Below are 26,292 nucleotides of genomic sequence, written 5' to 3'. Positions count from 1 at the left end.
GTTAAATGATAAGCCCTGTGAAGAAATTTTTAACTATTTTTTCGGAGGGTCTTTTTTTGGCATGAAACATGCTACAATTAATATGGAAAGAATAAACAAAAACGAAAAGAACACGGAGGTGAGAGTTTTGGCAAAAGTGAATCTTAGCTTACAGGTTTTGCCGGTGGTACCGGACAGCGAAATTTATTATGTGGTGGATCAGGTAATTGAGATGATTAGACAAACTGGTCTGGAGTATCTAGTGGGGCCTTTTGAGACATCCATCGAAGGTGAACTGGATGAACTTCTGGATATTGTCAAGCGGGCCCAGTCGATCTGCATCCAACATGGGGCCGAGCGGGTGGTTTCTATCGTAAAAATTGATTACAAGGAAGAAGGCGTCACAATTGATGAGAAAGTATCAAAATATCGGTGATAAGCTTATCCCTATTATCTTTATCCTGGTTATTCTCGTACTGTGGGAACTGGTGGTTAACCTGGGGGTGGTGGAACGATACATTTTGCCATCACCCACTGATATCGTCAATGCCCTGCTAATGAACTGGACGGATATCATGATGCACACCTGGGTGACCTTTTTTGAAGGCATGACGGGGCTGCTGGTGGCCATTTTTTTATCGCTAATTATGGCGATTGTGATGGATCAGTTTCCGGTGGTTAAAAAAGCCATCTATCCGGTGCTGGTAATCTCCCAAACAGTGCCAATTATCGTTATTGCCCCGCTACTGGCGATGTGGTTTGGCTTTGGGATCGCCCCTAAAATATTTGTAGTGGTGCTGGTCTGTTTTTTTCCGATCACCGTAAACCTGATCGAAGGGCTCCAAAGTGTGGATGGGGAACTGATCAACCTGGTCCGGTCGATGGGTGCGACCAGGCATCAGATTTTTGCTAAAATCAAGTTTCCCAGTGCCCTGCCTTATTTTTTTTCAGGCCTGAAAATTGCGGCCACCTATAGTATTATGGGGGCGGTCATCGGAGAATGGCTGGGTGGGAAAGCCGGGCTGGGCGTTTACATGTTAAGAGCCAGGCATGCCTTTGCTCTGGATCTGGTTTTCGCATCGATACTGGTGATTGTAGTCTTGTCGATCATGTTATTTTACGGCATCGCCGGAATTCAAAGGGCCCTGATGCCCTGGGAAAAATTAAAGGAGGAATTGGAATGAAAAAGAGATGTATGATTATTTTAGTCGGTTTACTGATAATTGGATTAACCGGGTGTACAACAAAAGAAAATGAAAAAATAACCGTGGTTTTGGATTGGATCCCCAATACCAATCACACGGGCTTATATGCGGCGCAGCAATTGGGCTATTTTGCAGAAGAAGGACTGGATGTGGAGATCATTCAACCAAGCGAAGGCGGCTCGGCCGATTTGATTGCCGCCGGACAGGGAGAATTTGGAGTCAGCTATCAGGAACAGGTTACCTATGCCAGAACGGCGGCCAATCCCCTGCCGATTAAAGCCATTGCCGCTATTATCCAGCATAACACCTCCGGCTTCGCGTCACCAGCGGATCGTAAGATTGTCAGCCCTAAAGATTTTGAAGGAAAAAAATATGGCGGTTGGGGTTCTCCCATGGAAGTAGCGACCCTAAAGGGACTGATGGAAGGTGCCAATGCTGACTTTACCAAGTTGGAAATCGTTGATGTCGGCGCCATGGACTATTTTACCGCGGTTAAAGATCATGTCGATTTTACCTGGATCTTCTATGGCTGGGATGGGGTCTCCGCCGAACTTAAAAATGAACCCATTAATTTTATTAAACTTCAGGATGTCGATAAAAACCTGGATTACTATACCCCAGTGATCATCGCCAACGAAGAGTATCTGGCCAAGAATCCGGAAACAGCTAAAAAGTTCTTACGGGCCGTCACCAAAGGGTATCAATATGCCATCGAAAATCCCGAAGCGGCAGCTGATCTGTTATTAATTGACAACCCCGAAATTGACCGTGAGCTGGCAGTGGCTTCGCAAAAATATCTGGCAGCCGAATACCAGAGTGACGCCGAAAAATGGGGTCTCATGAGTCCAGACATCTGGGAAAACTATGGCAACTGGATGTACGATCAGGGCTTGCTGGAGAACCAGTTAAATGCCGAAGAGGCCTTTACCAATGAATACCTGCCACAATAAATGCGTGCTCAAGGTGGTCGGGGTAACCCAGGAATATAACCATAAGAATATTATTGAAGATATCCATATCCATTTAAATCAGGGCGAATTTGTCTCCATCCTGGGCCCCAGCGGCTGCGGAAAAAGTACCCTATTTAATGTCATCGCCGGACTGCTGACCCCGGAAGCCGGTCATGTTTTCGTTAACGACAAAGAGGTTACCGGAGAAACCGGAGTAGTCAGCTATATGTATCAGAGGGATCTGCTGCTGCCCTGGCGCAACGTCATTGACAATGGCATCTTACCCCTGGAAATCCGTGGCATCCCTAAAAAAGAAGCCCGGGAAAAGGTCAAGGCGATGCTGCCGGTTTTTCAGCTGGAAGACGATGGTGAAAAATATCCAATCCAATTATCCGGCGGGATGAAACAGCGGGTCTCACTGCTGCGAACCACGATGTTTTCAAAGGAGATCATGCTACTGGACGAACCCTTCGGCGGACTGGATGCCATTACCCGACTGAAAATGCAGGAGTACCTGCTGGAGATATTAAAAAAAATCCAGGGTTCAGTGCTATTCATTACCCATGATATCGATGAGGCGATCTTTTTATCCGACCGAATCTATATCATTAACGGATCACCGGCCCACATTATCGAAGAAATTGTCGTGCCGGTTAAGCATGCCAGTCCCGAGGAAATGATGACCTCCGAGGCATTGCGCCTGCTGCGTAGTGACATTCTAAAACGCTTGTGAACACCTACTACCGTACCGACCAATTGTTAATCTGTTGTTCGCCGCGCCATGCGAAATTCGCTACGCTCCTTTCGCATTGGTCGCGGGCAGTCGCCAACTATAAGCAAGCCTATGATTGGCTCGTTGCCTGCGCGCAGAATCGGACAGGCTATCGCCGTGTCCTCTCCGATGCGTACAACATGATGTAACAATTGTCGGTACTGGGTTATCTTTTTGAAAACCTCAGCAGTCTCATTTTTGAGACTGCTTTTCTCATTTTGAGACGCTAATTCTCATAATGAGAAATAATCACTGAACCATTTACTGAGAAAACCATCAGCTCTTCCCAAAATCGGAAATTAGCACCATTTAAGTAAACGTTTAAATATAGAGAAGATTTATAAATTCTGGCATGAATATTGCTACAATAATAGGCAACGCATGTAATTAAATAAAAACAAGGAGGTTTACGATGGCATTAAAAGCAGCATTTATTTTTATTGCCCCCAATGCAGATCCGGCCATTCACCGGTCTGCGGTTGAAACCGAACAGGTTACCCTGATCGCGGTCGGAGTTTCATCTTACGAAGCAGCGGTGGATACAGCCCGGAAGCTGGTTGATGAAGGGGTAGTAGCCTTCGAACTGTGCGGCGGGTTTGGTCACCGGGGGACGGCAATGGTCAGTGAAGCCGTCAAAGGAAAAGCAGCCGTCGGCGTCGTCAGGTTTGATATTCACCCCGGTCTGGAGAATAAAAGCGGCGACGAAATATTTTAGTCGTAAAATGAGCACGGGTCAGTATTAACCGCTGGAAAAAGTCAGGAGGTGACCCTTATCAAAAAGTTTATTATTGAATTTGGAATGGGGATGGATTTTCATGGTCAGGATGTCAATAAAGCGGCCGGAAAAGCGATTAAAGATGCTATTTCCCGCAGCTGTCTGATTGGCCTGAATCAGATCCATGGTTTAACCGAAGAAAATCTCAATGAAAAAATGATGATTGAGGCAATTATCGGCGTGTCGCGGCCAGAAGATTTAAACATCGAGGAGCTAAAAAAACTGTTCCCGGTGGGAAAGGTAACCATTACAGCCAGGAAAGGAGGATTAACTACCGCCGGTCTTTTCTTTCCCGGTTTTGGCGATACCGATGATACGATTGAAGCCGCTATTGTTTGTGTAACCGTGAGTGTGTAGCTCAGCTTAGTATTGATATGATTCCCGAAATAAGAACAGATTACAAAGGAGGAAGTATTTTGAAAATTTCAAACGAAACCATCATTGAAATGTATGAAAAAATGGTAAAAATCCGGAAGTTCGAAACAAGAGCGATGAATCTTTTTGCCGAAGGTCAGGTTGGCGGATTTGTCCATCTTTATATCGGTGAAGAAGCCGTTGCAACGGGAGCATGTGAAAGCTTACGGGATGATGACTACATCACCAGTACCCATCGCGGTCACGGGCACATTTTAGCCAAGGGTGGCGACATGAAATACATGATGGCAGAACTCTTTGGCAAAGAAACCGGTTATTGCAAAGGCAAGGGCGGATCCATGCATATTGCCGATGCCACCAAGGGTATCCTCGGCGCCAATGGGATTGTTGGCGCTGGCCATAACATTGCTACCGGTGCCGGTTTGGGCATTCAGTATAAGGGCACCGATCAGGTTTGTGCCTGCTTCTTTGGCGATGCCTCCACCAACCAGAGTACCTTCCATGAAGGCTTGAATCTGGCTAGTACCTGGAAATTGCCGGTTGTCTTTATTTGCGAAAATAACGGCTACGGTATCTCCGTGAGCCAGGCCCGTCATCAGAACATTACCGATATTTCCCAGCGGGCAGTTTCATACAATATTCCTGGGATTACCGTCGATGGAAATGATGTCTTTGCTGTTTTTGAAGCGGTTCAGGAAGCCGTTGCCCGCGCCCGTAAAGGCCAGGGCCCAACCCTGATTGAATGCAAAACCTATCGCTGGCGTGGTCATTTCGAAGGCGATCCAACGGTTTATCGACCCGAAGGTGAATTGGAACAATGGAAGAAAAAAGATCCGATCCCCAGAGTGGAAAAGTATATCCTTGATAATCAGGTGATGACCCAGGCAGAAATGGATAAACTCAATGAAAAAATTGACGCTCTGGTTGAAGAAGCGGTTGATTTTGCGCTGGCCAGTAAATTCCCAGATATCTCATCCGCAGTTGAAGATGTCTATACCGATATAGTAGAGGAGGGACGATCAAGATGAGAGAGCTCACTTATGGTCAAGGAATCAAAGAAGGTATGCGGATAAAAATGTTGGAAAACCCCGATGTATTCATTTTCGGAGAGGATGTTGGTCTTTTCGGAGGCTGTTTTGGTGTAACCTCTGGCTTATTTGAAGAATTTGGCGAAAAACGCGTCCGCGATACGCCAATCTCGGAAGGTGCCATTATTGGTGCTGCTGTTGGAGCCGCCGCTGTTGGCTTACGACCGATTCCCGAGCTGATGTTTGTTGACTTTGCCACAGTCGGGATGGATCAGCTGGTTAACCAGGCCGCTAAAATGCGCTACATGTTTGGCGGGAAACTGAAACTACCGATGGTGGTTCGTTTACCATCCGGTGGTGGCGTAGCCGCAGCAGCTCAGCATTCGCAATCGCTGGAAGCCTGGTTTACACATGTTCCCGGTCTGAAGGTCGTCTATCCCTCTAATGCCCAGGACGCCATCGGCTTGATGCTGACGGCCATTGATGATGATAACCCGGTTATCTATCTGGAAAACAAAACTTTGTATGCCGTCGCCAGCCAGGTTGAAGATGAGGTTAAACCGATTCCATTAGGAAAAGCCAATATCAAACGGGAAGGGAGTGATGTCACCATTATTACCTATGGCAAACAGGTATATGATTCCCTCAAAGCAGCCGAAATGCTCGAAAAAGACGGCATCGATGTGGAAGTCATCGATTTACGATCGCTCTATCCGTTGGATACGGAAGCGATCTTTGAATCAGTCAAGAAAACCCATAAGGTTGTCATTGTCTCAGAAGAAGCCAAACGGGGCAGCTATGCTGGCGAATTGGCCGCGATCATTGCCGATGAATGTTTCTATGAATGTGATGCGCCAATCAAACGGGTTTGTGCCCTCAATACCCCGATTCCGTTTTCCGGTAATCTGGAAGCATACGTGCTGCCCAATGCCGACGATGTGGTTCAAGCGGTTAAATCTTTATTTTAACTTATAATAATTAACTCGGGAAAAAGGGTCATGGTTTTGGAAATAATGGAGTGACAACGATGAAATTATTTCCAGAACCTTTTTTAAGGGTTACAAGATGACTACCGTACCGACCAATTGTTAATCTGTTGTTCGCCGCGGAATCGGACAGGCGATGCCGTGTCCGCTCCGATGCGTACAACATGATGCAACAATTGTCGGTACTACGTTATGGCATACTTATTAGCATTTTTAAGACAGAAAAAGGTGGTGGACTTATGAATTCAATCGGTATAATTGCCAATCCGGCTTCGGGTAAGGATATCAGACGACTGGTTTCGCATGCAACGGTTATCGATAATAACGAGAAGATTAATATTGTGGAGCGAATCATACTGGGCGCCCAGCAGAATGGCGTCAAAAAAGTATATATGATGCCAGATCCCTATAATATGGGCTATCGGGTCGAGGATAAGCTTAAAACCTCCGGCGAGTTGAGATGTGAAATTGAGGTGTTCGATTTTTACAAGGAAGACACCGTTGAAGATACGTATAAAGCGGTTCGATTAATGAATGAAAAAAAAGTGGGTTGCATTGTCACCCTGGGGGGGGATGGTACCAATCGGGCGGTGGCCAAAGATATTAAAGAGATCCCGATGATTTCGATCTCTACCGGTACCAACAATGTCTATCCGGACATGATCGAAGGAACGATTGCTGGCATTGCCGCAGCAGTGGTGGCTTCCCATAAATTTGATAAAGAAGTCTATTCAAATAGAGATAAGATTATCGAAATATCCTCGGCGGGGCAGCTTAAAGACATTGCTCTCATCGATGCGGTGATTTCCCGTGATGTCTTTGTGGGATCCCGAGCGATCTGGAAAGTTGAGGATATCGAGAAAATATTTGTGGCCCGCAGTCATCCGGCCTCGATTGGTTTTTCGTCGGTGGTCGGCGGGAAAACCATTATTACTGAGGATGATGATTTTGGGGCCTATGTCAGCATTGATAAAAATGCGCCCAAAATTCGGATTCCCATGGCGGCCGGGATTGTTCTACCAATTGGTACCAGCGAGCCGGTGATCTTAAATTTCGGTGAGAAATATGAGATGACCACCTATTGCCGGGGAACGATTGCCCTGGACGGCGAGCGGGAAATCGAATTTCATCAGGATCAGACCTTTACCTTTAAAATAAGCCGCAACGGACCCTGGCATGTGGATGTTAAAAAAGCCATCGAAGTGGGACAAAAAAACGGATTTTTCAAGGTTTGATTAAATTAATAAAGTGCCGTGAGCTTTACGATCAGTTTCGCACGAAACAATTGCTACACTGTTCATCTATACGTTACACAATTGTTTTCGTGAAGGCAACGAGCCAATCACAAGCTTGCTTGTAGTTGGCGACTGTCCGCGAACCATAAGAAATTCGCTTCGCGATTTCTTATGGTTGTGGAAACTGATCGTAAAGCAATTATTGTTTGATGTTTTAATTTTCAATAGTTATGTGATTTCAGAATAACAGGAGGGATGCATTATGGCTAAGTTTTTAGTAATGCCCAAGCTCGGCTTGACGATGACTGAAGGAAATATTGCCAACTGGCGAAAAGCCGAGGGCGACAGCGTTGCCATGGGCGAAATTATCTTTGATGTGGAAACCGATAAAATAACCAAAGAATTTGAATCCCCGGGAGAAGGGGTGATCAGAAAGATACTGGTGGAAGAGGGCACGGTGGAGGTGTTAAAACCGATTGCCATCATTGGCAAGGCTGACGAAGATATCTCGGCTTTGCTGGCCGAAGCAGACAAGGCCGGAGCCAGCCCGACGGCTGAAAAGCCAGCCGCGGAAGCGCCCAAGCTGACCGCAGCCCCAATCCAACCGGCGGCTGGCGGTCGCGTCAAAGCTTCAGCCCGCACTAAAAAAATCGCCGCTGAGCTGAATATTGACATTTCCCAGGTACCGGGTACCGGTCCAGATGGGGCAATAACCGAAAAAGATGTCACGGCCTTTGCTGAAAAAGCCCAAACCGCTCAGCCAAAAATGTCGCCAACCGCCGGGGTAATTGCCGCCGGTTTAGGTATCGATCCAGGACAGATTAACAAGGACGGCCGGATTATGAAGGCAGATGTACTGGCCTTTAAGCAAAATGCTGATCTCCTCAAATTTGCCGACCCGGAGGACAGTAGCAAACCGATGTCGGCGATGCGAAAAATTATTGCCAGCCGGATGTCCGCCAGTCAGGAAACATCGGCCACGGTTAATTACAACCAGCGGGTCGATACCACGGCCATGAAACAGCTGCGGGAAGAACTAAAAAGCACTGCCAAAATAACCTATACCGATATTCTGGTCAAGATCTTATCCCGGGCATTGCTGGAATTCCCACTTTTAAACAGTTCGATTGTTGGCACCGACATTGTCACCCGCAATTATGTGAACATTGGCGTGGCCGTGGCGCTACCGGATGGCCTGATTGTCCCGGTCGTTAAATTTGCCAATAAAAAGGATCTCGGCGCGATTTCCAGCGAAATCAAAAACCTGGCCGAAAAAGCCCGAACCAATGAACTGGAAACGGATGAAATTACCGGGGGCACCTTTACCATCACCAACATTGGGATGTTTGGCATGGAATCCTTCACGCCGATTATCAATCAGCCCGAGGTTGCCATACTGGGAATCAACACCATTATCGATACTCCCATGGTGGTGGATGGACAGGTGGTCATTAAACCAATGATGAACCTGAGTTTGACAGCTGATCACCGGGTGGTCGATGGCTCAGTGGCGGCGGCTTTTGTCGCCCGACTCAAAGAGCTCATTGAAAAACCGGGATTATTGCTGTTGTGAGGGAGGTGGAATCATGAAGATTGTCATTATCGGCGGCGGCCCGGGCGGTTATGTGGCCGCGATCCGGGCGGCCCAGTTAGGCGCCGCGGTAACCCTGGTTGAAAACAAGTATCTGGGCGGGACCTGTCTCAATGTCGGCTGTATTCCCACCAAGGTGCTGCTGCATACCACCGAACTGCTGGATGTTCTAAAAAATGATGCCAAAGAACTGGGTATCACGATTTCAGATTATCACGGCGACTGGCCGAAGTTGCAGAAAAGGAAGACAAAAATCATCAAAAAATTGGTCGGCGGGGTGAATGGATTGTTGAAGAACAATGCCATTACCAAAATAATGGGCACCGCCGTTTTTGTTAATAAGCATCAAATTAAGGTCGTTTATAATGATGGCAATAATAACAATCAAGGCGAATCGAATAACACAGCAACGATCATCGATTTTGATTTTGCCATCATTGCCACCGGTTCAAAACCGGTGATACCACCAATACCGGGGAGTAATCATCCGGATGTGATCACCAGTGACACGGCCCTGTCATTGGACGCTGTGCCCGCCAGCCTGGGCATTATTGGTGGCGGCGTCATTGGCTGTGAATTTGCCAGCATCTACAATGCCTTTGGCTGCAAGGTCACGATTATTGAAATGCTACCGGAAATTGTCGCCAATATGGACGCCGATATCGTCAAACCGCTAAAAGAAAAACTGCAAAAAGATGGGGTCGAGATTTTTACCAGCACCCGGGTCGAATCAATCCAGGAAAGCGCTGCTGGTTTAGCCGTTACGACCAGCTCCCAGACGGGTGAAAAAATCATTACCGTTACCAAAGTGCTAATGTCAGTGGGCCGAAAAGCGGAGCTGGATACCCTGGAACTGGATCAGGCTGGCATCGAAACCGCCCGTGGGGCCATCGTCGTTAATCAAAAAATGCAGACGAATGTGCCGCATATCTATGCCGTCGGCGATTGTAACGGTGGGGTGATGCTGGCCCATGTAGCCTCAGCCGAGGGGATCGTTGCGGTTGAGACGATCATGGGGAAGCGATCACAAATTGATTTTAAAACCATCCCCTATTGTGTCTATACCAAACCGGAACTGGCCAGTGTCGGCTTAACCGAGACCCAGGCCCGGGATCAGGGTTATGAAGTAAAAGTCGGGACCTTCCCGATGGCCGTTAATGGCAAAGCGATGATTATGGGTGAAACCACCGGGGTGGTCAAGTACGTTACCGACGCCGCCACCGGCGAAATACTGGGACTGCACATGGCCGGTCCCCGAGCCACCGATCTGATTGTTGAAGGTGCCCTGGCGATTCGCCTGGAAGCCACGGTGGCCGAACTGATGTCTACCATCCATGCCCATCCCACCGTTGGTGAAGCCCTGATGGAAGCCGCTCACGCCGTCAATGGCGAAGCGATTCATTTAATGCGATAGTGGTTGATAGAAAAAACAGTTTCAAAAAAATAAGATCAGGCTGTCAATTTTCAGATCGGAATCTGAAAATTGGCAGCCTGTTTATTTGGTTTTTAGATGAAAACGTTGAAAATTAATGACTCTGGCCGTGGACCTCGTGGTCCTTAAGTGCGGTCACATGATTGTCATCATCGAGAATCAGGACCCGGGGCTTAAAATCCAGTGCTTCTTTCCGGTCGATCATGGCATAGGCGATGATGATCACCTGATCGCCGGGATGAACCAACCGGGCCGCGGCACCATTGACACAGATAATACCGCTGCCGCGCTCACCCACAATGGTATAGGTTTCAAAACGCTGGCCGTTATTCACATCCACCACCTGAACCTTTTCACCGGGAAGAATATCCGCCTGTTCCAAAAGATTCTCATCAATGGTAATGCTGCCCACATAATTGAGATTAGCTTCAGTGACGGTTGCCCGATGGAGTTTTGACTTAAATAGGGTGATATACATAATTTACCTCTTAATCTAGATATTATAGAAATAGCAAAAATCGGAAGAATCGAACAATTGTAGCTTTGATGCTAGTTTCACAAACAACCAGAAGAAATCGCGATGCGAATTTCTTCGAGGTCGCAGGCAGTCGCCAACTACAAGCAAGCTTGTGATTGGCTCGTTACCTTTGCGAATTTTGTAACGTGTAGGCGAACAGTTCGGAGAACTGTACGACGTACAGTGTAAAAATTGTTTCGTGCAAACTGGCAGCGAAGCTTATGGCAGTTTAGCAATTAGCTATAAAATGATATTATCAATCAGCCGGGTGCTGCCAAAGCGAACGGCTACCGCCGCCAGGGCCGGTGCGGTGATGGTTTCAATGTCGGCCAGGGTTTCAAAATCAAGGATATCAACGTAATCAATAATCGCCAGCGGCATGGTGCTGATGTGGCTGACAATCTGATCTTTTAGGCTTTTAACCCGGCCTTCACCGGCTCGGTAAAGAGCTTTGGCGGCAGTCAGTGACTGGCTGAGAATCAGGGCCTGGCGGCGTTCCTCCAGATTCAGAAATACATTCCGAGAACTCAGGGCTAAACCATCCACATCACGGACAATCGGACAGACAATAATTTGAACCGGCAGATGTAAATCCCGGACCATTTTTTTAATCACCGCCACCTGTTGGGCATCTTTCTGGCCCAAATAGGCTCGGGTTGGCAGGATCAGATTAAATAAAATGTTGACGACCGTAGTAACCCCTTTAAAATGAGTGGGCCGGGACTGGCCGCAGAGTTTTCTGGTAATCGCGCCTTCCACTGCAACAAAGGTGGAAGCACCAGCCGGATAGATTTCGATTGGATCAGGAAAGAATAGCAGATCGGTTCCGGCAGCTTCGGCAAGTCGTGAATCCCGGTCAAAATCCCGGGGGTAGGCATCAAGATCTTCGCCCGGGGCAAACTGAGTGGGATTGACAAAGATGCTTACGACGGTGACATCATTCTGACTTCGGGCTTCATTAATCAGTGAAAGATGACCGTCGTGAAGATAACCCATGGTGGGGACAAAGCCGATGGTTTTATCCTTGCCAATTTCGGCAAGACAGGTTTTAAGTTCCGTTATTGTTTTGGCAATCTTCATGGTCTTATTGCTGCAAGGCGGCGATAACCGCATCGTCAATGGTGAAGGTATGTTTTTCTTCCGGGAACTGGGCAGTCTTCACCTCGGTGACATAGGCCATGACAGAATCCTTGATGGTTTCATTCAGTGCCGCGTAGCGCTTGGAAAACTTGGGCGATTGACCTGAATACATGCCCAATAAATCATGGATGACCAGAACCTGACCGTCGCAGTAGCGACCGGCACCGATACCGATGGTGGGTACGGAGATTTTTTCAGTAATTAAAGTTGCCAGTTTTTCAGGAATCCCTTCCAGAACAATGGCAAAGACGCCCGCTGCTTCCAGTGCTAGGGCATCATCAATAACCTTTTGAGCCTGGACAGTGTCCTTGCCCTGAACCTTAAATCCACCGAATAGGTTAACCGATTGGGGGGTCAGGCCGATATGGCCCATGACGGGAATCTGCGCCTTGACAATGGCTGTAACATTGGCAACCTGCTCCACACCGCCTTCAAGCTTGACAGCCTGGGACTTACCTTCCTGAATCAATCGGCCGGCATTGCGAACGGCGTCTTCCACCGAAACGTGATAGGACAAAAAGGGCATGTCACCGACGATCAGGGCGTTTTCAGCGCCCCGGGCAACGGCGCGACAGTGATATACCATGTCGTTCATGGTCACTTCCAGGGTGGATTCATAGCCCTGGACCACCATTCCCAGAGAATCGCCCACCAGAATCGCATCAATGCCGGCGTCGTTGACAATTTTGGCCATGGAATAATCATAGGCTGTTAACATGGTGATTTTTTCCTTGTTTGCTTTGGCTTGCAAAAAAGAACTGACAGTAAATTTACTTTTCATTAGTATCTTCCTTTGTTTTTATTATTTTAGTTTGCTTTCTAAATGTTCATAGGTTTCGGCATCAATCCGTTTGTCTTTGATCATGTCAATGGTGGCTAAACCCATAGTCTGGTAGAGGGTCATAAATTCCGGAGCTTGGGTTTTTAAGGCTTCAATGTGTTTACCGATGGTGTTTTCATCCCCCCGGACCAGCGGGCCGGTGAGAGCATTAACCGTTCCGGATCTTTCGATGTTGCCCAGCGTGGCGGTGATCAGCGGCATAAAGGCCCTGGTGATCTCATCGGCGGCGATTCCGGTGGTCTTTAGCAGTTCAAAACCCGAATCAATCAGGGTCACCAGATAGTTGGAAAGGACACAGGCAGCGGCATGGTAGAGGACCTTATCGCCCTTGTCAATAACGGAATAGGGATTGCTGGTGATCTTAAGGATTTTTTGTGCAGCGGCCCGACCTTTTTCATTGCCTTCCAGGGTAAAAATCGCTTGCTTTAAATTTTGAGACGCAGTGAAGGGATCAGAAAAACTCATGATCGGATGAAGCGAACACAAACCGCACCCTGAAGCTAAAAGTGGATCAAAAAGATCGGTGGACAGGGCACCGCTGGTATGGACAAGAGTATGATGCCCGGTCAAGCAGGCGGTTTGGGCGAGTTGATTGATAACCGCAGAAATTTGATCATCCCCGGTGGTAATAAAAATCACTTCACTTGCGGCAACAAGGCTGGGAAGGTCGAAGAAAACAGCGGAATCAGTTGCTTTGGCCGCGCATTGAGAGGAGGTCTCGCTGCGGCTTAGGTAACCTGAGAGAGTAAGACTATTTTGTTTGAAAAAAATGCCCAGGGCGGTGCCGACTTTGCCGGCGCCAATAAATCCGATTTTCATGCGTTTCACCTGTTAGTAGTATTTGGTTATGACCGCAAAGAGCAGAGAAACACATGGCACGCAAACCTGTGGCTGTTGAAAACTCAGGGTGTTGAAAACCCCGTACCGACCAATTGTTAATCTGTTGTTTGCTGCGGGATCGGCGACTAATAAGAAATAAAATTTCTTATTAGTCGCGGGCAGTCGCCAACTACAAGCCAGCTTGTGATTGGCTCATTGCCTCCACGCAGGTTTATCAACCTGTTCGCCCCGATGCAAACAACATGATGTAACAATTGTCGGTACTCTGTTCGACAAAACCGGATAGACAGTAGTCTAAATTTGGGCAAAGAAAAAAGGTCCTCTGCACTGAAAATAAACAACTGCAAAAAGACCTATCGTGACATTATAAAAATGCAAAACAGTATCGCTTTATTCAGTCTCTATCACCAGGGATTAGAGCAGGTTTTTAATTGATTATTATTTAATGAATTTAAAGTTTTTATGCGTTAATCATGTGCAGCTCTTGACGATGCCACCATGTGGGTATGATACAACATGCCGAATAATAATGCAAGCGTTTATTTAAATGATTAAAGCCAGTGAGGCAATCAAAAACAGGAAACGCGTTGATGCGTTTCCTGAGGTTAGTAATAGATGACAATTTTTGGTACTTCGTTTTTTTGCTGACAAAGCTACGGGGCTTCGATCAGATATCCATTCCGGCATTGTAGCCGGCGGTGGTGGCCGTGTAGAGGGTCCCCTGGCTGGTGGTGCAATCACCAATACAGAAGACATCATCAATTAAATTTGCAAATTTGGAGACTTCCAGCAGCTTTGGTTTAACCCCCAACGATAGAATCAAGGTATCAAAAGCAAGCTCTTTCTGAGCCTCAGCACCGCTTAACAGAACAGTATGATCTTTGACTTTTTCGAGCTTATGTTCAGCTAGAATGGTGACATTTTCTTTTTTTAGCAGCTGTAGCAAAGCGGTCATCGGAATCGGAGAAGGGGTGAGCATCTGCTGCTCGCTGACCATTTCAATAATGGTCACATTTTTCCCTTTGCGGGCCAGATCCAGAGCGGTTTCACAGCCGGTTAATCCGCCGCCGGCAATGATGACATCTTGTCCGACGGAAGCCGAGCCGGATTCCACGTCACCGACCCAAACCACATCATCTCCAGTAAGTCCCGGAATCGGTGGTATATTGCTTTCTGAACCGACGGCGATAATCAGTGTATCTGGCGTTTCGGCGAGAATGTTTTCGGTGGTGGCAGCGGTGGCCAGCCGGATTTGGACATTGGGGTGGCGGCTGGTCATGCGGATCGACCAGTCCAGATAGTTTTTAAGATCGGCCTTGAAATCCGGAGCAACCGCCAGTCGCAGGGTGCCGCCAAGGCTGTCGCTTTTTTCGAAAAGGACGACCTGATGACCGCGATCACCAGCGGTTCGGGCCGCTTCCAGACCGGCTGGTCCGCCGCCGATGATGACCACCTTTTTCGGTTGATCCGCCAGTTTTGGCGTATCTTTTAACTCACATTCCCGGCCGGCCTTGGGATTAACCGCACAAGCCACCCGCAGCGGTTCCATCCCATGGGTGCGGTTCAAGCATAACACGCAGCGGATACAGGGCCGGATTTCGGCCTCCTTGCCGGTACGGGCCTTGTTAACACTGCCGGGATCGGCGATCACGGTCCGGATCATGGCACAAATGTCAGCCTCATCATTCTCGATAATTTCCGCCGCCAGATCCAGATCGATGGAGCCAACTGTCGTCACCGGGACGGTAATGCCGGGGGCTTTTTTAATGCTGGCGGCATAATGGGCATTATAACCGCGTTTAAAATAGGTGGGCTGGGTGGTAATCGGGACCATGGCATCATCCAGCAGCATCCCGGCCGAAACATGAACCAGATCGATCTGATCTTGAATAATTTTAATAAAGGCAATGGTTTCCTCCAGTTCCACGCCGCCGGGAACCAGTTCAGCGGCGCTTAAACGAAACTCAATGGCCAGTTTACGACCGACCTTGCGGCGGATGGCAGCAAATAATTCACAGGCAAACCGGGCTCGGTTCTCAAGGCTGCCGCCATATTTGTCGGTGCGGTGGTTAAATAGGGGAGAGAAGAAATTGCTGACCAGAATGCCATGGCCGCCGTGAATCAGCACCATGTCCATGCCAGCTTTCATGGCCCGTTCGGCGGCATTGGCAAAGAGACTAATCCAGTTGTCAATATCTTCCTGACTCATCATGTCGATGGGTGATTTGCCTTCCTCCGGCAGCTCATGTCCCATTGCGAATCCGGCCAGCTCAATGGACGCCTTGGCTCCATAACGATGAACCGTATCGGCTAGGACGGCCAGACCGGGCACGACATTGTCATCACCAATATTCACACAGAAGCCATTCATGTGTCCAAAGGGGGGCGTGACCATGGAAATCCCCACGGTGACAATGCCGGCCCCGCCTTTGGCCAGTTCCCGGGTCCACTCGATCAGTTCAGGCGTTACCAAACCTTCGGGAGATGCCAGCCGCGGTGCGGCCGGGGAGGTTTCAATCCGATTCTTGACGAGTATATTGCCAATTTTAATGGGGGAAAAAATTTTTGCGTACTTTACGTTCATTTATTAAACCTCTTTCTATTTGATTAAATCGTTTACTTAACAAAATTCTATCAGGAATGAGATTTAAAACAATGTCAGAACAGCAAAAAATAAAGAATAGTTTTATTGCAAAATGACGATACTGTATTTGCTATTAAATTATTAAATGCGTATAATATGAACAAAACAATGCGGTTCAAAAATTAAAGAAGCAGGGTGAAAATGATGGACAAGAAAGATAATAAGAATCCGAATAGAATCCGGGTGAAACGTTCTCTGAATGATCCCGGCCGGGAGCAAATGCTGACCGCGTTATTTTCAAAAAAGCGGTGCATTGAAGGAAAAAAAGCAAGACTGGTGGCGGCGCTCTTATCATGCCGTGGTCTGCAGCATATCATTGATGTGGGTTATGAAGTCCTGGGCAATCCGATGTTTGTCAGTGATCTGGGGTATCATGTATTGGCCTTCAATAAAAATGCCGAGGTGGGCGACCCTTCCTGGCCCACCGCCGAACCGGAAACAGAATTTGAGGCCTATGAGCGCATCAAAAAACTTAACGACAGCGGCGTATTTGAACGCCTTTATGCCAGTCCAGTTCCCTGCATTGAGAATTTCGACTATTCGTCGACCCGCTGGATGGCCCACAAATTGACTATCAAAGAAAAAAATATCGGCCATATTGCCGTGGTCGAAGCACATAAAATATTTGCGGATATGGATCTGGAGCTGCTCCAGTTTTTGTGCAGTATTGTCGCCAGTGAACTGCAAAAAGAAAATATCCAGAGCAGTCACTTTGAAAATGAATATGAGCATTTTTTACTGGATCTGCTGGAAGAGAAAATCACCAGAACTGACACCATACAGAAGCAGGCAAAAAAACTGAACTTGAATTCCCGAAAATATTCGCTGCTGGTCACAATCAGCCCGGATCAAAAAGCCGAAAAGGTGATGTCCCTGAGTTATCTAAAAACCATCATCAACCGCCTGATCGGCACCGAAAAATCGATTGTTTATCATAATAAGATTACGATTCTACTGCAAAGCCACCGAAAAGAGGAGGTTGCCAATGCCATTGTGAATAAACTGCGGGACTTTTTAGCGACTAACGAAATGCGGGCCGGGATCAGCCCCTGTTTCCAGTCGTTGACCGAGTTTAAAATCCATTATCGCCAGTCCATCAAAGCGCTGGAACTGGGGACAGCCCTAAGCCCCCAAGATCTTTTTTATGATTATAATGCTTATGCTGTCTATCATTTGCTGGAAACGGCCGGAGCAGACTCGGACCTGAAAGCCTTCTGTAACCCGGTATTGTTTGACTTAATCGACTATGATCGCCACTACCAAACCGACTATCAACATAATCTCTATATTCATTTACTCCATGACGGCAACGTCACCAAAACTGCCCAATATTTTCAAATCCACCGCAATTCCATGAAATACCGGATCAAAAAAATAGAAGAAATCCTCAATATCAGTTTAGCAGATCCCGAAACAAAATTTTCCTTACAGCTGTCCTTCAAGATTCTGAATTATTTAGGGGAAGAGCAAATTGGCTAAAAAAAACAAGTGGATTCTAAAACCACTTGTTTTTTTTGAAATACAGCAGTGTCCCCAACACCACTACGATACATAAAACAATCACAAAAGGATAACCATATTCCCAATGAAACTCTGGCATCATGATGTTCATGCCGTACCAGCCAACGATAAGAGTCAGCGGCAGAAAAATAGAAGTAACGACAGTAAAAATTTTCATGACCTTATTCAGATTTATGTCCAGTTGGGCCTGGTAGGCTTCCCGGACCTGGGTGCCATAATCCCGGAGGTTCAGCACATTGGTAAAGAGGCGGTTGGTCCGATTGGTGAGAATTTTAAAATAACGCAGTTCCTTTTTATCAATCAGGTTATTTTCATTTTCCTCGATGGCCTCAGAGATTTCAAAAAGCTGTTCATAATACTGTTTAAGACTGAGCAGACGCTTGCGGAAGGTGATCAGATAATCCGCCAGATCATTTTTAACCGACACAATAAATTCCTCTTCCAGACTGGAGATTTCCTCTTCAATTGACACCAAGACCTCCCGGTCATCAATGGTGAGTTTGTCAAAAAACAAATGGAAAAATTTCCCCAGGCTGTGAACCTTAATCCCTTCGGTCTGGGTGTTGATAACAATATCGTTGATAAAATTGCTGCGATCTGACACAAAAAGCAATAAGTCAGCCCGGAAATAGATACCGATCCGCTGCGGTTTGAGATCCTGGCAAATCGCTTCGGGAAGAATGATCGTGATAAAATCAAAGCCATCATAGCTGTCAAATTTTGATGAGCGGCTGTTCAAACATTCGTCAACCAGCCGTTCGCCGATTCCCAGCTTGCCGCTGACTGCCGCCAGCTCCGGGAAGTCAAGGATGCAGAGATGGATTTGATCGTTGTTAGGATCAATATGTTCAAAAAAATCCGTTGTGAAGGCCTGATTTTCAAGACGATAGCTGGATATCATTATCTTTGCTTGGCTTTGTTGCGGACAACATAGTGCGAATTCTGATTTTTGCTGGTTCGGCGCGCTTCAATTTCAAATTGGTTCAAGGATAAAATCAGTGGACGCAGTTTAGAGTGACCGTAGTTCCGGGTATCAAAATCTGGATAGCGGTTGTTGAGCCGGGAGCCGACCTCGCCCAAGTTCGCCCATCCATCTTCATCAGAACTTTCAGTAATAATGGTTTTCAGTGATTGAATCAATTCTTTCTTGCTGGCCATGCCTTCTTTTTGGGCACCTTGTTTGCCGTTTTGGACGTTTTCAGATTGTTCCGCCGCAGCTTCCGGATCACTGGCCAGAACTTCCAGATATTTAAACTTTTCACAGGCCGAGATAAAGGGCGTGGGGGTTTTCTTTTCGCCCATGCCTACTACATACATCCCGGCTTCCCGGAGTCGGGTAGCCAGACGGGTGAAGTCGCTGTCACTGGAAACAATACAGAATCCGTCCACGTTATTGGAATAAAGAATATCCATGGCATCGATAATCAGCGCGGCATCGGTGGCGTTTTTTCCGGTGGTGTAACTGTATTGCTGAATTGGGGTAATGGAATAGTTCAGTAATACCGTTTTCCAGGACCCCAGCTGAGGTTTGGTCCAGTCACCGTAGATGCGCTTGAACGTCGGCATGCCAAGGTTGGAGATTTCATCAAAAATATACTTAACATATTTGTCCGACACATTATCGGCATCAATTAAGACGGCAATTTTCATATCATTTTTCATCGGTCATCCTTCTATTTCTATAGCGATTAGTTATTTTCGTTCTTATTATTACTACCAGTATAATGGAAATCACCCTATTTTACAACCGACAGTCGCCATAAAAAAAACTGATCATAATGATCAGTCTAGATGTTGAAGATAAAGCACTAACGTAGTACCGACAATTGTTACATCATGTTGTACGCATCGGAGCGGACACGGCAGAGCCTGTCCGATTCTGCGCGCAGGCAACGAGCCAATCACAAGCTTGCTTGTAGTTGGCGACTGCCCGCGACCAATGCGAAAGGAGCAAAGCGGATTTCGCATGGCGCGGCGAACAACAGATTAACAATTGGTCGGTACGGTCAATTAGCAACTAACTTAAGGTTGGTCGTAAAGGTGTTCTTCTTCCCGGTCATTGGTCAGATTCAGTTTGTCCAGGACAAAGAAGATCAGGCTTAAGATCATTCCGACAACGGCAGCCAGAACCATGCCTTTGAGTTGAATACTGCCAAAGGTCACGGCAATGCCGGACAAGCCGACCACAAAGACCACAGAGGTCAGAGCCAGATTACGGGATTTGCCATAATCGACCTGGGCATCAACCAGAATACGGATACCGGCAGCACCGATCATCCCATATAAAAGGAAGGAAATTCCGCCGATGACTGGGCCGGGAATGGTGGAGATCAGCATCGACAATTTACCCACAAACGAACAAACAATTGAAATAATTGCTGCTCCGGCAATAACCTGAACCGAGTAGACCTTGGTTACGGCCATTACGCCAATATTTTCACCATAGGTGGTCGTTGGTACGGAACCAATTAAACCCGATAACATGGTGGAAAAATTATCGGCAAACAAAGAGCGATGCAAGCCCGGATCTTTTAAGAGATCCCGTCCGACGACCTTGCTGGTGACAATCTGGTGACCGATGTGTTCAGAAGCAATAACCAGCAGCACGGGTAAGATGATAATAATTGCTTCTAAATTAAATTGCGGAAACTGGAAGTTCGGCAACGAAAACCAGGGCGCCGCAGCCACTGCCTCGTAGGTAGCCGGACCAACCACACCGGTAATCAGGGCGGTGATGTAACCGGCTACAATGGCGATCAGGATCGGAATAACGGCCAGAAATTTCCGGAACATAACCGATCCAAAAACTGCAAAGGCCAGAGTAACCAGAAAAACGATGACATTTTCAGGAACGATGGCAGTGACCACCTGTTCATAAAGGCCGGAAGCTTCGTCGAGGACATAACTGGTGCTGCTGATAATACCAGCGGTGCTGGCAGCTGTACCGGCTAACTCCAGACCAATCAGTGCGACGACCGGGCCCATCGCCGCAGGAGGGAGCACCACGTTAATCCACTCAATCCCGAACTTATAAATAATCCCAGCCAGAATACAACCGCATAAACCAACGACGACAAAACCGCCGAGTGCATAAGAATAGCCCCAGGTGGCGATAACAATGCCGGCCGGAGCCAAAAATGCAAAACTCGAACCCAGATAAGCTGGGGCCTTACCCTTGGTGATGACCATAAATAATAACGTCCCCACACCATTCATAAAGAGCACAATGGCTGGGTTGATTCCAAAGAGGAAGGGCACCAGAACCGATGCGCCAAACATCGCAAACATATGCTGCAAGCTTAACGGCACCAGCATCTTCAAGGGCACCTTTTCCTCCACTTGTATAATTCTTCGATCGTCCAAAACATTTCCTCCGTTCTTTTCATTTTCCTTTGAAATTATAACACAGGAATGGTGAGGCGCAAAGACTTTATACAATTAAATGCATAATAATAAAAAAATATCAAGAAGGCTGTTTGCGATTATTTACCAGCCCTCCAACCTGTGTTACAATGCAGATAAAGCCATAAATTTAAGGAGTGCGCGAATGAAAATTTCAGTTGATACGAAAATATATGCCGTTATCGGCGAGCCGATTGCCCAAAGCTTATCGCCCCAATTACATAACGGATTATTCAAAGAAACTGGGGTGGATGCTCTTTACCTGCCGATTGCGGTCAAGTCTGAGGAGTTGAAAAAGCTGATCGATGGCTTCAGAGTGATGAATTTTGGCGGGTTCAACATCACTAAACCCCATAAAATGGCGATCATGGAATACCTGGATCGATTGGATCCCTTAGCTGAAAAAATTGGGGCGGTGAATACGGTGGTTTACCGTGACGGTGAAATGGTGGGTTACAATACCGACGGATTTGGCTTTATTAAATCGCTTGAAACAAAAAATGCTGAGATCCCCAAGGATGAACTAACCATTCTGATTTTAGGGTGCGGGGGGGCTGTTAAATCGGTAGCCATGGCTTTGGCTGATTGGGGCATTAAAAAAGTGATCATTGCCAATCGCACAACAGCAAAAGCTGAAGAGTTGGCAAACCAGATTAATGAAAACTGGCCGGGGCAAGCGCAAGCCATCAGTATGGCACCCGAAGTCCTAAAAAGAGCCATTGATGAGGCAATGGTCGTGGTCAACGGAACCAATCTGGGGATGGCTGATACCCCTGGATCACCACTGCCCAAAGAGCTGATTAAAAAAGAATTGCTGGTTTATGATATGATCTACAGTCCCGCGGTGACGCAATTATTGAAAGATGCCAATGACATTGGCGCTCAAACTCAAAATGGTTTGGACATGCTCTTGTACCAGGGACTTTTGGCCTTTGAATTATGGACGGGGATTTTTCCGGATCCGGTCCTGGGGAAAAATTTACTGGAGGAAGGGATAAAGCAAAATGAAGAATGAAAAAAAATGCATTGCTCTGATTGGTTTTATGGCAACCGGAAAATCGACTATCGGTCCGCTGCTGGCTCGGGAACTGGAATATGATTATTTTGATACCGATGCGATAATCGAAGCGGAGATGGGCATGAGCATCACTGACATTTTTGCCCAGCTTGGCGAAGACGCCTTTCGTGACGCCGAACATGAGGCCTTAAAAAAAGCATTGACCATGGAAAACTGCGTCCTTTCCACCGGTGGCGGGATTATTCTATTTAAAAGAAATCGAAAATTATTGGCAGAGAAGGCCTTTGTGGTCAGTCTGTCAGCTCAGCCGGAAACCATCTATGGACGTGTCAAAGATGATACGACCAGACCTTTGCTTAAGTGTGAAGATCCGCTGTTGCGAATCAGACAAATGCTGGCTGAACGGCAGAAGTACTACGATGTCTGTGATTTTCAGATTTCAACCGAAACCTGGACTGCCGAAGCCTGTTGTCAGAAAATAAAAGAAGCTTTCTATTTGAAATAATGTCAAAGCTGAAGATATAGAGTAAAAAAAGAAAAAATAGTGAACGATATGGGGAAATCTGAACAAAATAATACACCGACCGGATTGATCGGTGTTACACTTTATTATTTCATGGCTTTGAGATCGCAAATATAGCAATCAGTCAGTCGTTGGACCGCATCGGGGTTTTTAACCGGCCAGGTAGTTTCCAGTGCCTCGCAATGCCCCGTGCAGGTTTCTTCGTCAAATATAAAATCAATACAGCCGTTGCATTTTTTATCTTTTGTTTTCTTAATCAACTCAAGAACAGACTCGTTTACAAATTCTCTGAATTCCTTATAAGCGATTGTTTTATGGTTTTCAAACATGCTCATCACTTCACCTGGCTTTCTGGAAATAAAATTATCGGAAGGGCTATTCGATTCGTTGTTGATAACCAATCCACTATTAACTTATAGTACCCCATAAATTTAAAAAAACAAGATAATATTTTGTCGTGTTTTCATTTTTAAAAAATAATTCAAAATTAAAAAAAATGATTGAAATTCTTTTTAAGCTGTGTTATTATTTATGACAGTGTCCTATGGACATGAAGTAAATAAACTATTTATTATGCCGAAGTGATGGAATTGGCATAAGCAGAGAACCCAAATCTTTGATTTGGTGTGAATCGCTTAGTTATCTCTATCCTATTAGGGGTACAATTTCCACAATTTAATAACTATTTTTTACGCCGAAGTGATGGAATTGGCAGACGTGACGGACTCAAAATCCGTTGTGAGTGATCACGTGCGGGTTCGAGTCCCGCCTTCGGCACCACTATTGCTCCCTTAGCTCAGTTGGCTAGAGCACCTGACTCTTAATCAGGGTGTCCAGAGTTCGAGTCTCTGAGGGAGCACCAATAATAGCGCATAACAGAGCCGTTTAGCGACTCTGTTTTTTTTATGCCTAATTTAGAATACAGGCCATTTACGGTGCGTTATGGACATTAAGTGGCGATCAAAGTGGCGATTTATTCCGGCCGTTTTATGTTCTTTTCGACATCACTAATGTCGTCGTGAACGTAAATTTTTGTCGTCGTTTCGATGGAAGCGTGACCCAATAATTTTTGGAGTGTAAAAACATCAGTGCCGGCTTTGTAGAGTAACGTGCCATAGGTATGCCGGAGCTCGTGCGGTGCCAGCTGAGGGATCTCTGGGTGTTTAGCTTTCAAGTCAGACAAGAATATGCTGTAATGATGCCGGGCCCATGAACGAAGCCCCATGAGCTTTTTATATTTCGTTTTAAACAGATGATTATCCCTTTTTATCCGGGGATTATCCTTTAAGTATTCACAAAAATCATCATCAAAGGGGATGATCCGCAAGAAGTGACCACTAATCGCTCAGCTCTATCCAAAATAAGCAAGTATTCCATCAAAGATTCCAAACGCTTCCAAGGTGTTAGTGACATAACCAGCATTTTCAGATGATTCAAATAAGATTTCCAAGTACTTAACCAGCTGATCAACTGGATTCCAATCATCTGGAGCAGCAACTTCCTTGCCCTCTACCCAGTTTTTGTCAATTACCACAAGCTCGTCTCTGGCTCCGATTATATCGTCCCATTCCAGTTTGTGACCGCCACGATCCGGGGACCAGCCTTGATCCTTTGCCATTTTGAACAATTGAACAATCGTTCCGGCGGTGACTGGCTGGGATGTGACCCGGAAAGTGTCCCACTTCTTGAAGCATTCATTTGCGTGGTAGCGCCTCGAATCCTGACAGCTCCATTCATCCCAATCAGAGGTAGCATAACCATCTTCTTTTAGTGCAATACTGACATTGATCCAATTCTGGTAATCCAAGGATGACGGGTCGATATGGCCGAGCAGTTCTATTAAATTTAATTTGTTTTCCAGTGGTATCACCTTCTTTCTTATGGTACTATTGAGTCAAAACGTATGAAAAGGCTTGTAAGATCGTTGATCTTAGCCCTAGGGCTTCAGCTACACTTTCAAGAAGGTGTCTTCAAGGTATGATAAGAGATTTTTGGACCATTACCAATAAAGATAGCTTAGCTAAGGAAATCAAAGCTATTGATGATAGAGTCACTCCTCAGATAAAAAAAGTACTACACAGTTTGCGTGAATTAGGGAATATTGGCGCACACATGGAACAAGATGTAAACTTGATTGTAGACATTGATCCAAATGAGGCTAGACAATTAATTTAACTGATTGAATTATTGATGAAAAATTGGTACATAGAACGACATGAAAATGATATTCTTTTCAATGGGATTATTGAATTAAATGATACAAAACAAGAGCAACGCAAACCATCTTAAAGTGATTTTTGGGCTGATATCGGGCGAAAGTGTTGTCATATTTCAAAGGAATAGGATTTAGCGATTTACATTATTCCAAATTGGCGTATAATAAAATTAAAGGCTTATCTTCGGTAAAGTAATTTTCTTCTTAAGCGATGTAAGGTAGGGGTATTAATGAAAATAGAGGAATTAAAAGAGCTCTATGAAAAAGATTTTGTGTTCTTAACCCAACACGTGATTGAGCGGTGCAAGCAGCGTGATATTCGCCCAAAGCACATACGCATTGCGGTAATGACTGGCGAAATAATCGAAGACTATCCGGATGATTTTCCGACACCGAGTTGTTTGATATTGGGTTATATCACGCCTGACACATCACTCCATGTCGTAATTGCTAGTAACGGAGAATCTGCAAAAATTGTAACCGCTTATTATCCAGACAAAGATAAATGGGAGTCGGATATGAAAACCAGAAAGGAGTGCTTGAAATGAAATGTTTAAGCTGTAAAAACGGAAATATGGAAGCTTCTACCACGACCTACTTTGCTGATCTGAAGAACTGCATCATCATCATTAAAAACGTCCCTTGTCACAAATGCGAACAGTGTGGAGAAATTTTGTTTTCTGCTTCTGTCGCTGAAAAGCTCGACGTTCTGATGGATAAGGCTGAGACTCTGGCAAGCGAATTGACAATAATGGAGTATGAAAAAATCGCATAGATCGCATAGATATAGAAACCACCTGGACTGACACGAATTGAACAGATTCCATTTATTGCCAGAATGAGTGGTTTACTTAACCGGTGTTTTTTTTAACCCACGGCAATAATTAAAGCGCAATGAGCGCTTGAGTATTGGTGATCCAACTGATATAATTACACGCAATTAAAATTAAAAAGCACTTTGCGTGTTTAAACTTAAGAGGAGAGCCAAATGGAATCAGCAGAAAAAAATGCATGTTCTTATTTAAACTGCGGTTTTAATGTCAATGGACGTTGTCCGGACATGGATGTGTTAAAGAATCCATACAAGGAAACCGGCTGTATTTTCTACAAAAATAAGAATATCCAGACAGACGATAAAAAAAGCGAGTAAAACGAAAACACCGAAAGGTGTTTTTTTTCGCATTTCAGCGCTTTTTCAAAAAAAGAACAGCACCGTTGCATTTGCAACGGAATTAACCTGGAACCCCAGATATAATAGCAACATACAAACGAGGTAGCGATACCAGTTGATCTTAGAAGAATC

The 26,292-nt window shown here is 45.9% G+C and carries 29 protein-coding genes and 2 tRNA genes; 20 read left to right on the top strand and 11 right to left on the bottom strand.

Annotated features, from left to right (window positions below; genetic code table 11):
- Positions 1 to 82 precede the first annotated feature (82 nt).
- The 11 genes from A3KS_RS0102400 to lpdA all read left to right on the top strand — a co-directional run bounded on the left by A3KS_RS0102400 (position 83) and on the right by lpdA (position 10,310).
- Positions 83 to 415 (top strand): thiamine-binding protein, encoded by a 333-nt coding sequence (locus A3KS_RS0102400; protein WP_487249264.1) that lies wholly within the window; start codon positions 83 to 85, stop codon positions 413 to 415.
- Positions 390 to 1,163, top strand: coding sequence for an ABC transporter permease (locus tag A3KS_RS0102395; protein WP_026393543.1), 774 nt, complete (start codon positions 390 to 392; stop codon positions 1,161 to 1,163). Before A3KS_RS0102400 ends, A3KS_RS0102395 begins: the two co-directional genes overlap by 26 nt.
- The gene (locus tag A3KS_RS0102390; RefSeq protein ID WP_026393542.1) at positions 1,160 to 2,134 is read left to right on the top strand and encodes an ABC transporter substrate-binding protein; all 975 of its coding nucleotides are present in this window, start codon (positions 1,160 to 1,162) and stop codon (positions 2,132 to 2,134) included. The genes A3KS_RS0102395 and A3KS_RS0102390 overlap by 4 nt, the downstream gene beginning before the upstream one ends.
- Positions 2,115 to 2,867, top strand: coding sequence for an ABC transporter ATP-binding protein (locus A3KS_RS0102385; protein WP_026393541.1), 753 nt, complete (start codon positions 2,115 to 2,117; stop codon positions 2,865 to 2,867). Before A3KS_RS0102390 ends, A3KS_RS0102385 begins: the two co-directional genes overlap by 20 nt.
- 451 nt (positions 2,868 to 3,318) lie before the next feature.
- A complete protein-coding gene (locus tag A3KS_RS0102380; RefSeq protein WP_026393540.1) occupies positions 3,319 to 3,621 on the top strand; it encodes a DUF6506 family protein in 303 nt (100 codons plus the stop codon).
- Between the two features lie 48 nt (positions 3,622 to 3,669).
- Complete coding sequence (locus A3KS_RS0102375; RefSeq protein WP_242834721.1) at positions 3,670 to 4,038, top strand: Lin0512 family protein; 369 nt, start codon at positions 3,670 to 3,672, stop codon at positions 4,036 to 4,038.
- A gap of 89 nt (positions 4,039 to 4,127) precedes the next feature.
- Positions 4,128 to 5,084, top strand: a complete 957-nt coding sequence (locus A3KS_RS0102370; protein WP_242834723.1) for a thiamine pyrophosphate-dependent dehydrogenase E1 component subunit alpha — start codon at positions 4,128 to 4,130, stop codon at positions 5,082 to 5,084.
- Positions 5,081 to 6,052 (top strand): alpha-ketoacid dehydrogenase subunit beta, encoded by a 972-nt coding sequence (locus A3KS_RS0102365; RefSeq protein WP_026393537.1) that lies wholly within the window; start codon positions 5,081 to 5,083, stop codon positions 6,050 to 6,052. Before A3KS_RS0102370 ends, A3KS_RS0102365 begins: the two co-directional genes overlap by 4 nt.
- A gap of 257 nt (positions 6,053 to 6,309) precedes the next feature.
- On the top strand, positions 6,310 to 7,305 hold the full coding sequence (locus tag A3KS_RS0102360) for an ATP-NAD kinase family protein (RefSeq protein ID WP_026393536.1): 996 nt from the start codon (positions 6,310 to 6,312) through the stop codon (positions 7,303 to 7,305).
- A gap of 262 nt (positions 7,306 to 7,567) precedes the next feature.
- A complete protein-coding gene (locus A3KS_RS0102355) occupies positions 7,568 to 8,878 on the top strand; it encodes a dihydrolipoamide acetyltransferase family protein (RefSeq protein WP_026393535.1) in 1,311 nt (436 codons plus the stop codon).
- Positions 8,879 to 8,891: 13 nt separating this feature from the next.
- Entirely contained in the window at positions 8,892 to 10,310 is a 1,419-nt protein-coding gene (gene lpdA / locus A3KS_RS0102350; protein ID WP_026393534.1) for a dihydrolipoyl dehydrogenase, read from the top strand.
- A 112-nt stretch (positions 10,311 to 10,422) separates the two neighbouring features.
- Here lpdA and panD read toward each other — a convergent pair whose 3' ends face one another.
- The 5 genes from panD to A3KS_RS0102325 all read right to left on the bottom strand — a co-directional run bounded on the left by panD (position 10,423) and on the right by A3KS_RS0102325 (position 16,250).
- Positions 10,423 to 10,806, bottom strand: coding sequence for an aspartate 1-decarboxylase (gene panD / locus A3KS_RS0102345; protein WP_026393533.1), 384 nt, complete (start codon positions 10,804 to 10,806; stop codon positions 10,423 to 10,425).
- Between the two features lie 279 nt (positions 10,807 to 11,085).
- The gene (gene panC / locus A3KS_RS0102340; RefSeq protein ID WP_026393532.1) at positions 11,086 to 11,925 is read right to left on the bottom strand and encodes a pantoate--beta-alanine ligase; all 840 of its coding nucleotides are present in this window, start codon (positions 11,923 to 11,925) and stop codon (positions 11,086 to 11,088) included.
- A gap of 4 nt (positions 11,926 to 11,929) precedes the next feature.
- Entirely contained in the window at positions 11,930 to 12,766 is an 837-nt protein-coding gene (gene panB / locus A3KS_RS0102335; RefSeq protein ID WP_026393531.1) for a 3-methyl-2-oxobutanoate hydroxymethyltransferase, read from the bottom strand.
- A 21-nt stretch (positions 12,767 to 12,787) separates the two neighbouring features.
- Positions 12,788 to 13,645, bottom strand: coding sequence for a Rossmann-like and DUF2520 domain-containing protein (locus tag A3KS_RS0102330; protein ID WP_026393530.1), 858 nt, complete (start codon positions 13,643 to 13,645; stop codon positions 12,788 to 12,790).
- 688 nt (positions 13,646 to 14,333) lie between these two features.
- Positions 14,334 to 16,250 carry an oxidoreductase gene (locus A3KS_RS0102325; RefSeq protein WP_026393529.1) on the bottom strand — a complete coding sequence of 639 codons (1,917 nt, stop codon included), beginning with the start codon at positions 16,248 to 16,250 and terminating at the stop codon, positions 14,334 to 14,336.
- 201 nt (positions 16,251 to 16,451) lie between these two features.
- Between A3KS_RS0102325 and A3KS_RS0102320 the strand changes: the two genes are divergently transcribed.
- Positions 16,452 to 17,789, top strand: coding sequence for a PucR family transcriptional regulator (locus tag A3KS_RS0102320; RefSeq protein WP_026393528.1), 1,338 nt, complete (start codon positions 16,452 to 16,454; stop codon positions 17,787 to 17,789).
- A gap of 16 nt (positions 17,790 to 17,805) precedes the next feature.
- Here A3KS_RS0102320 and A3KS_RS0102315 read toward each other — a convergent pair whose 3' ends face one another.
- The 3 genes from A3KS_RS0102315 to uraA all read right to left on the bottom strand — a co-directional run bounded on the left by A3KS_RS0102315 (position 17,806) and on the right by uraA (position 21,194).
- The gene (locus A3KS_RS0102315; RefSeq protein WP_035354995.1) at positions 17,806 to 18,732 is read right to left on the bottom strand and encodes a magnesium transporter CorA family protein; all 927 of its coding nucleotides are present in this window, start codon (positions 18,730 to 18,732) and stop codon (positions 17,806 to 17,808) included.
- The gene (locus A3KS_RS0102310; protein WP_026393526.1) at positions 18,732 to 19,493 is read right to left on the bottom strand and encodes an NYN domain-containing protein; all 762 of its coding nucleotides are present in this window, start codon (positions 19,491 to 19,493) and stop codon (positions 18,732 to 18,734) included. The genes A3KS_RS0102315 and A3KS_RS0102310 overlap by 1 nt, the downstream gene beginning before the upstream one ends.
- Positions 19,494 to 19,853: 360 nt before the next feature.
- Entirely contained in the window at positions 19,854 to 21,194 is a 1,341-nt protein-coding gene (uraA, locus tag A3KS_RS0102305) for a uracil permease (RefSeq protein ID WP_026393525.1), read from the bottom strand.
- A 184-nt stretch (positions 21,195 to 21,378) separates the two neighbouring features.
- On the opposite strand from uraA, the gene A3KS_RS19780 reads away from it, so the two are divergent.
- Positions 21,379 to 22,248: a shikimate dehydrogenase gene (locus A3KS_RS19780; protein ID WP_035354992.1), complete on the top strand. Its 870-nt coding sequence runs from the start codon at positions 21,379 to 21,381 to the stop codon at positions 22,246 to 22,248.
- Positions 22,238 to 22,756 carry a shikimate kinase gene (locus tag A3KS_RS0102295; RefSeq protein ID WP_026393524.1) on the top strand — a complete coding sequence of 173 codons (519 nt, stop codon included), beginning with the start codon at positions 22,238 to 22,240 and terminating at the stop codon, positions 22,754 to 22,756. Before A3KS_RS19780 ends, A3KS_RS0102295 begins: the two co-directional genes overlap by 11 nt.
- A gap of 104 nt (positions 22,757 to 22,860) precedes the next feature.
- Here A3KS_RS0102295 and A3KS_RS0102290 read toward each other — a convergent pair whose 3' ends face one another.
- Positions 22,861 to 23,109 carry a hypothetical protein gene (locus tag A3KS_RS0102290; protein WP_026393523.1) on the bottom strand — a complete coding sequence of 83 codons (249 nt, stop codon included), beginning with the start codon at positions 23,107 to 23,109 and terminating at the stop codon, positions 22,861 to 22,863.
- Positions 23,110 to 23,467: 358 nt separating this feature from the next.
- On the opposite strand from A3KS_RS0102290, the gene A3KS_RS0102285 reads away from it, so the two are divergent.
- Positions 23,468 to 23,554: transfer RNA gene (locus A3KS_RS0102285), tRNA-Leu, on the top strand.
- Positions 23,555 to 23,559: 5 nt separating this feature from the next.
- Positions 23,560 to 23,636 (top strand) — tRNA-Lys (locus tag A3KS_RS0102280).
- A gap of 111 nt (positions 23,637 to 23,747) precedes the next feature.
- Here A3KS_RS0102280 and A3KS_RS0102275 read toward each other — a convergent pair.
- Positions 23,748 to 24,101 (bottom strand): tyrosine-type recombinase/integrase, encoded by a 354-nt coding sequence (locus A3KS_RS0102275; RefSeq protein WP_026393522.1) that lies wholly within the window; start codon positions 24,099 to 24,101, stop codon positions 23,748 to 23,750.
- A 24-nt stretch (positions 24,102 to 24,125) separates the two neighbouring features.
- Positions 24,126 to 24,644 carry a PriCT-2 domain-containing protein gene (locus tag A3KS_RS0102270; protein WP_026393521.1) on the bottom strand — a complete coding sequence of 173 codons (519 nt, stop codon included), beginning with the start codon at positions 24,642 to 24,644 and terminating at the stop codon, positions 24,126 to 24,128.
- Positions 24,645 to 24,694: 50 nt separating this feature from the next.
- Between A3KS_RS0102270 and A3KS_RS19775 the strand changes: the two genes are divergently transcribed.
- The 4 genes from A3KS_RS19775 to A3KS_RS23410 all read left to right on the top strand — a co-directional run bounded on the left by A3KS_RS19775 (position 24,695) and on the right by A3KS_RS23410 (position 26,139).
- On the top strand, positions 24,695 to 24,949 hold the full coding sequence (locus A3KS_RS19775; protein ID WP_156913189.1) for a DUF4145 domain-containing protein: 255 nt from the start codon (positions 24,695 to 24,697) through the stop codon (positions 24,947 to 24,949).
- Between the two features lie 270 nt (positions 24,950 to 25,219).
- Positions 25,220 to 25,537, top strand: a complete 318-nt coding sequence (locus A3KS_RS0102260; RefSeq protein WP_026393520.1) for a DUF4258 domain-containing protein — start codon at positions 25,220 to 25,222, stop codon at positions 25,535 to 25,537.
- A complete protein-coding gene (locus A3KS_RS0102255) occupies positions 25,534 to 25,764 on the top strand; it encodes a type II toxin-antitoxin system MqsA family antitoxin (protein ID WP_026393519.1) in 231 nt (76 codons plus the stop codon). The genes A3KS_RS0102260 and A3KS_RS0102255 overlap by 4 nt, the downstream gene beginning before the upstream one ends.
- Positions 25,765 to 25,977: 213 nt before the next feature.
- A complete protein-coding gene (locus A3KS_RS23410; RefSeq protein WP_156913188.1) occupies positions 25,978 to 26,139 on the top strand; it encodes a hypothetical protein in 162 nt (53 codons plus the stop codon).
- The last annotated feature ends 153 nt before the right edge of the window (positions 26,140 to 26,292 follow it).

Origin of the sequence: Acetobacterium malicum subsp. dehalogenans DSM 11527 (assembly GCF_000472665.1) — a bacterium.
In the GTDB taxonomy this organism is placed as follows: domain Bacteria; phylum Bacillota; class Clostridia; order Eubacteriales; family Eubacteriaceae; genus Acetobacterium; species Acetobacterium malicum.
The sequence above is the reverse complement of the archived record's forward strand: the minus strand, read 5'-3'. Positions and strand labels throughout refer to the sequence as shown.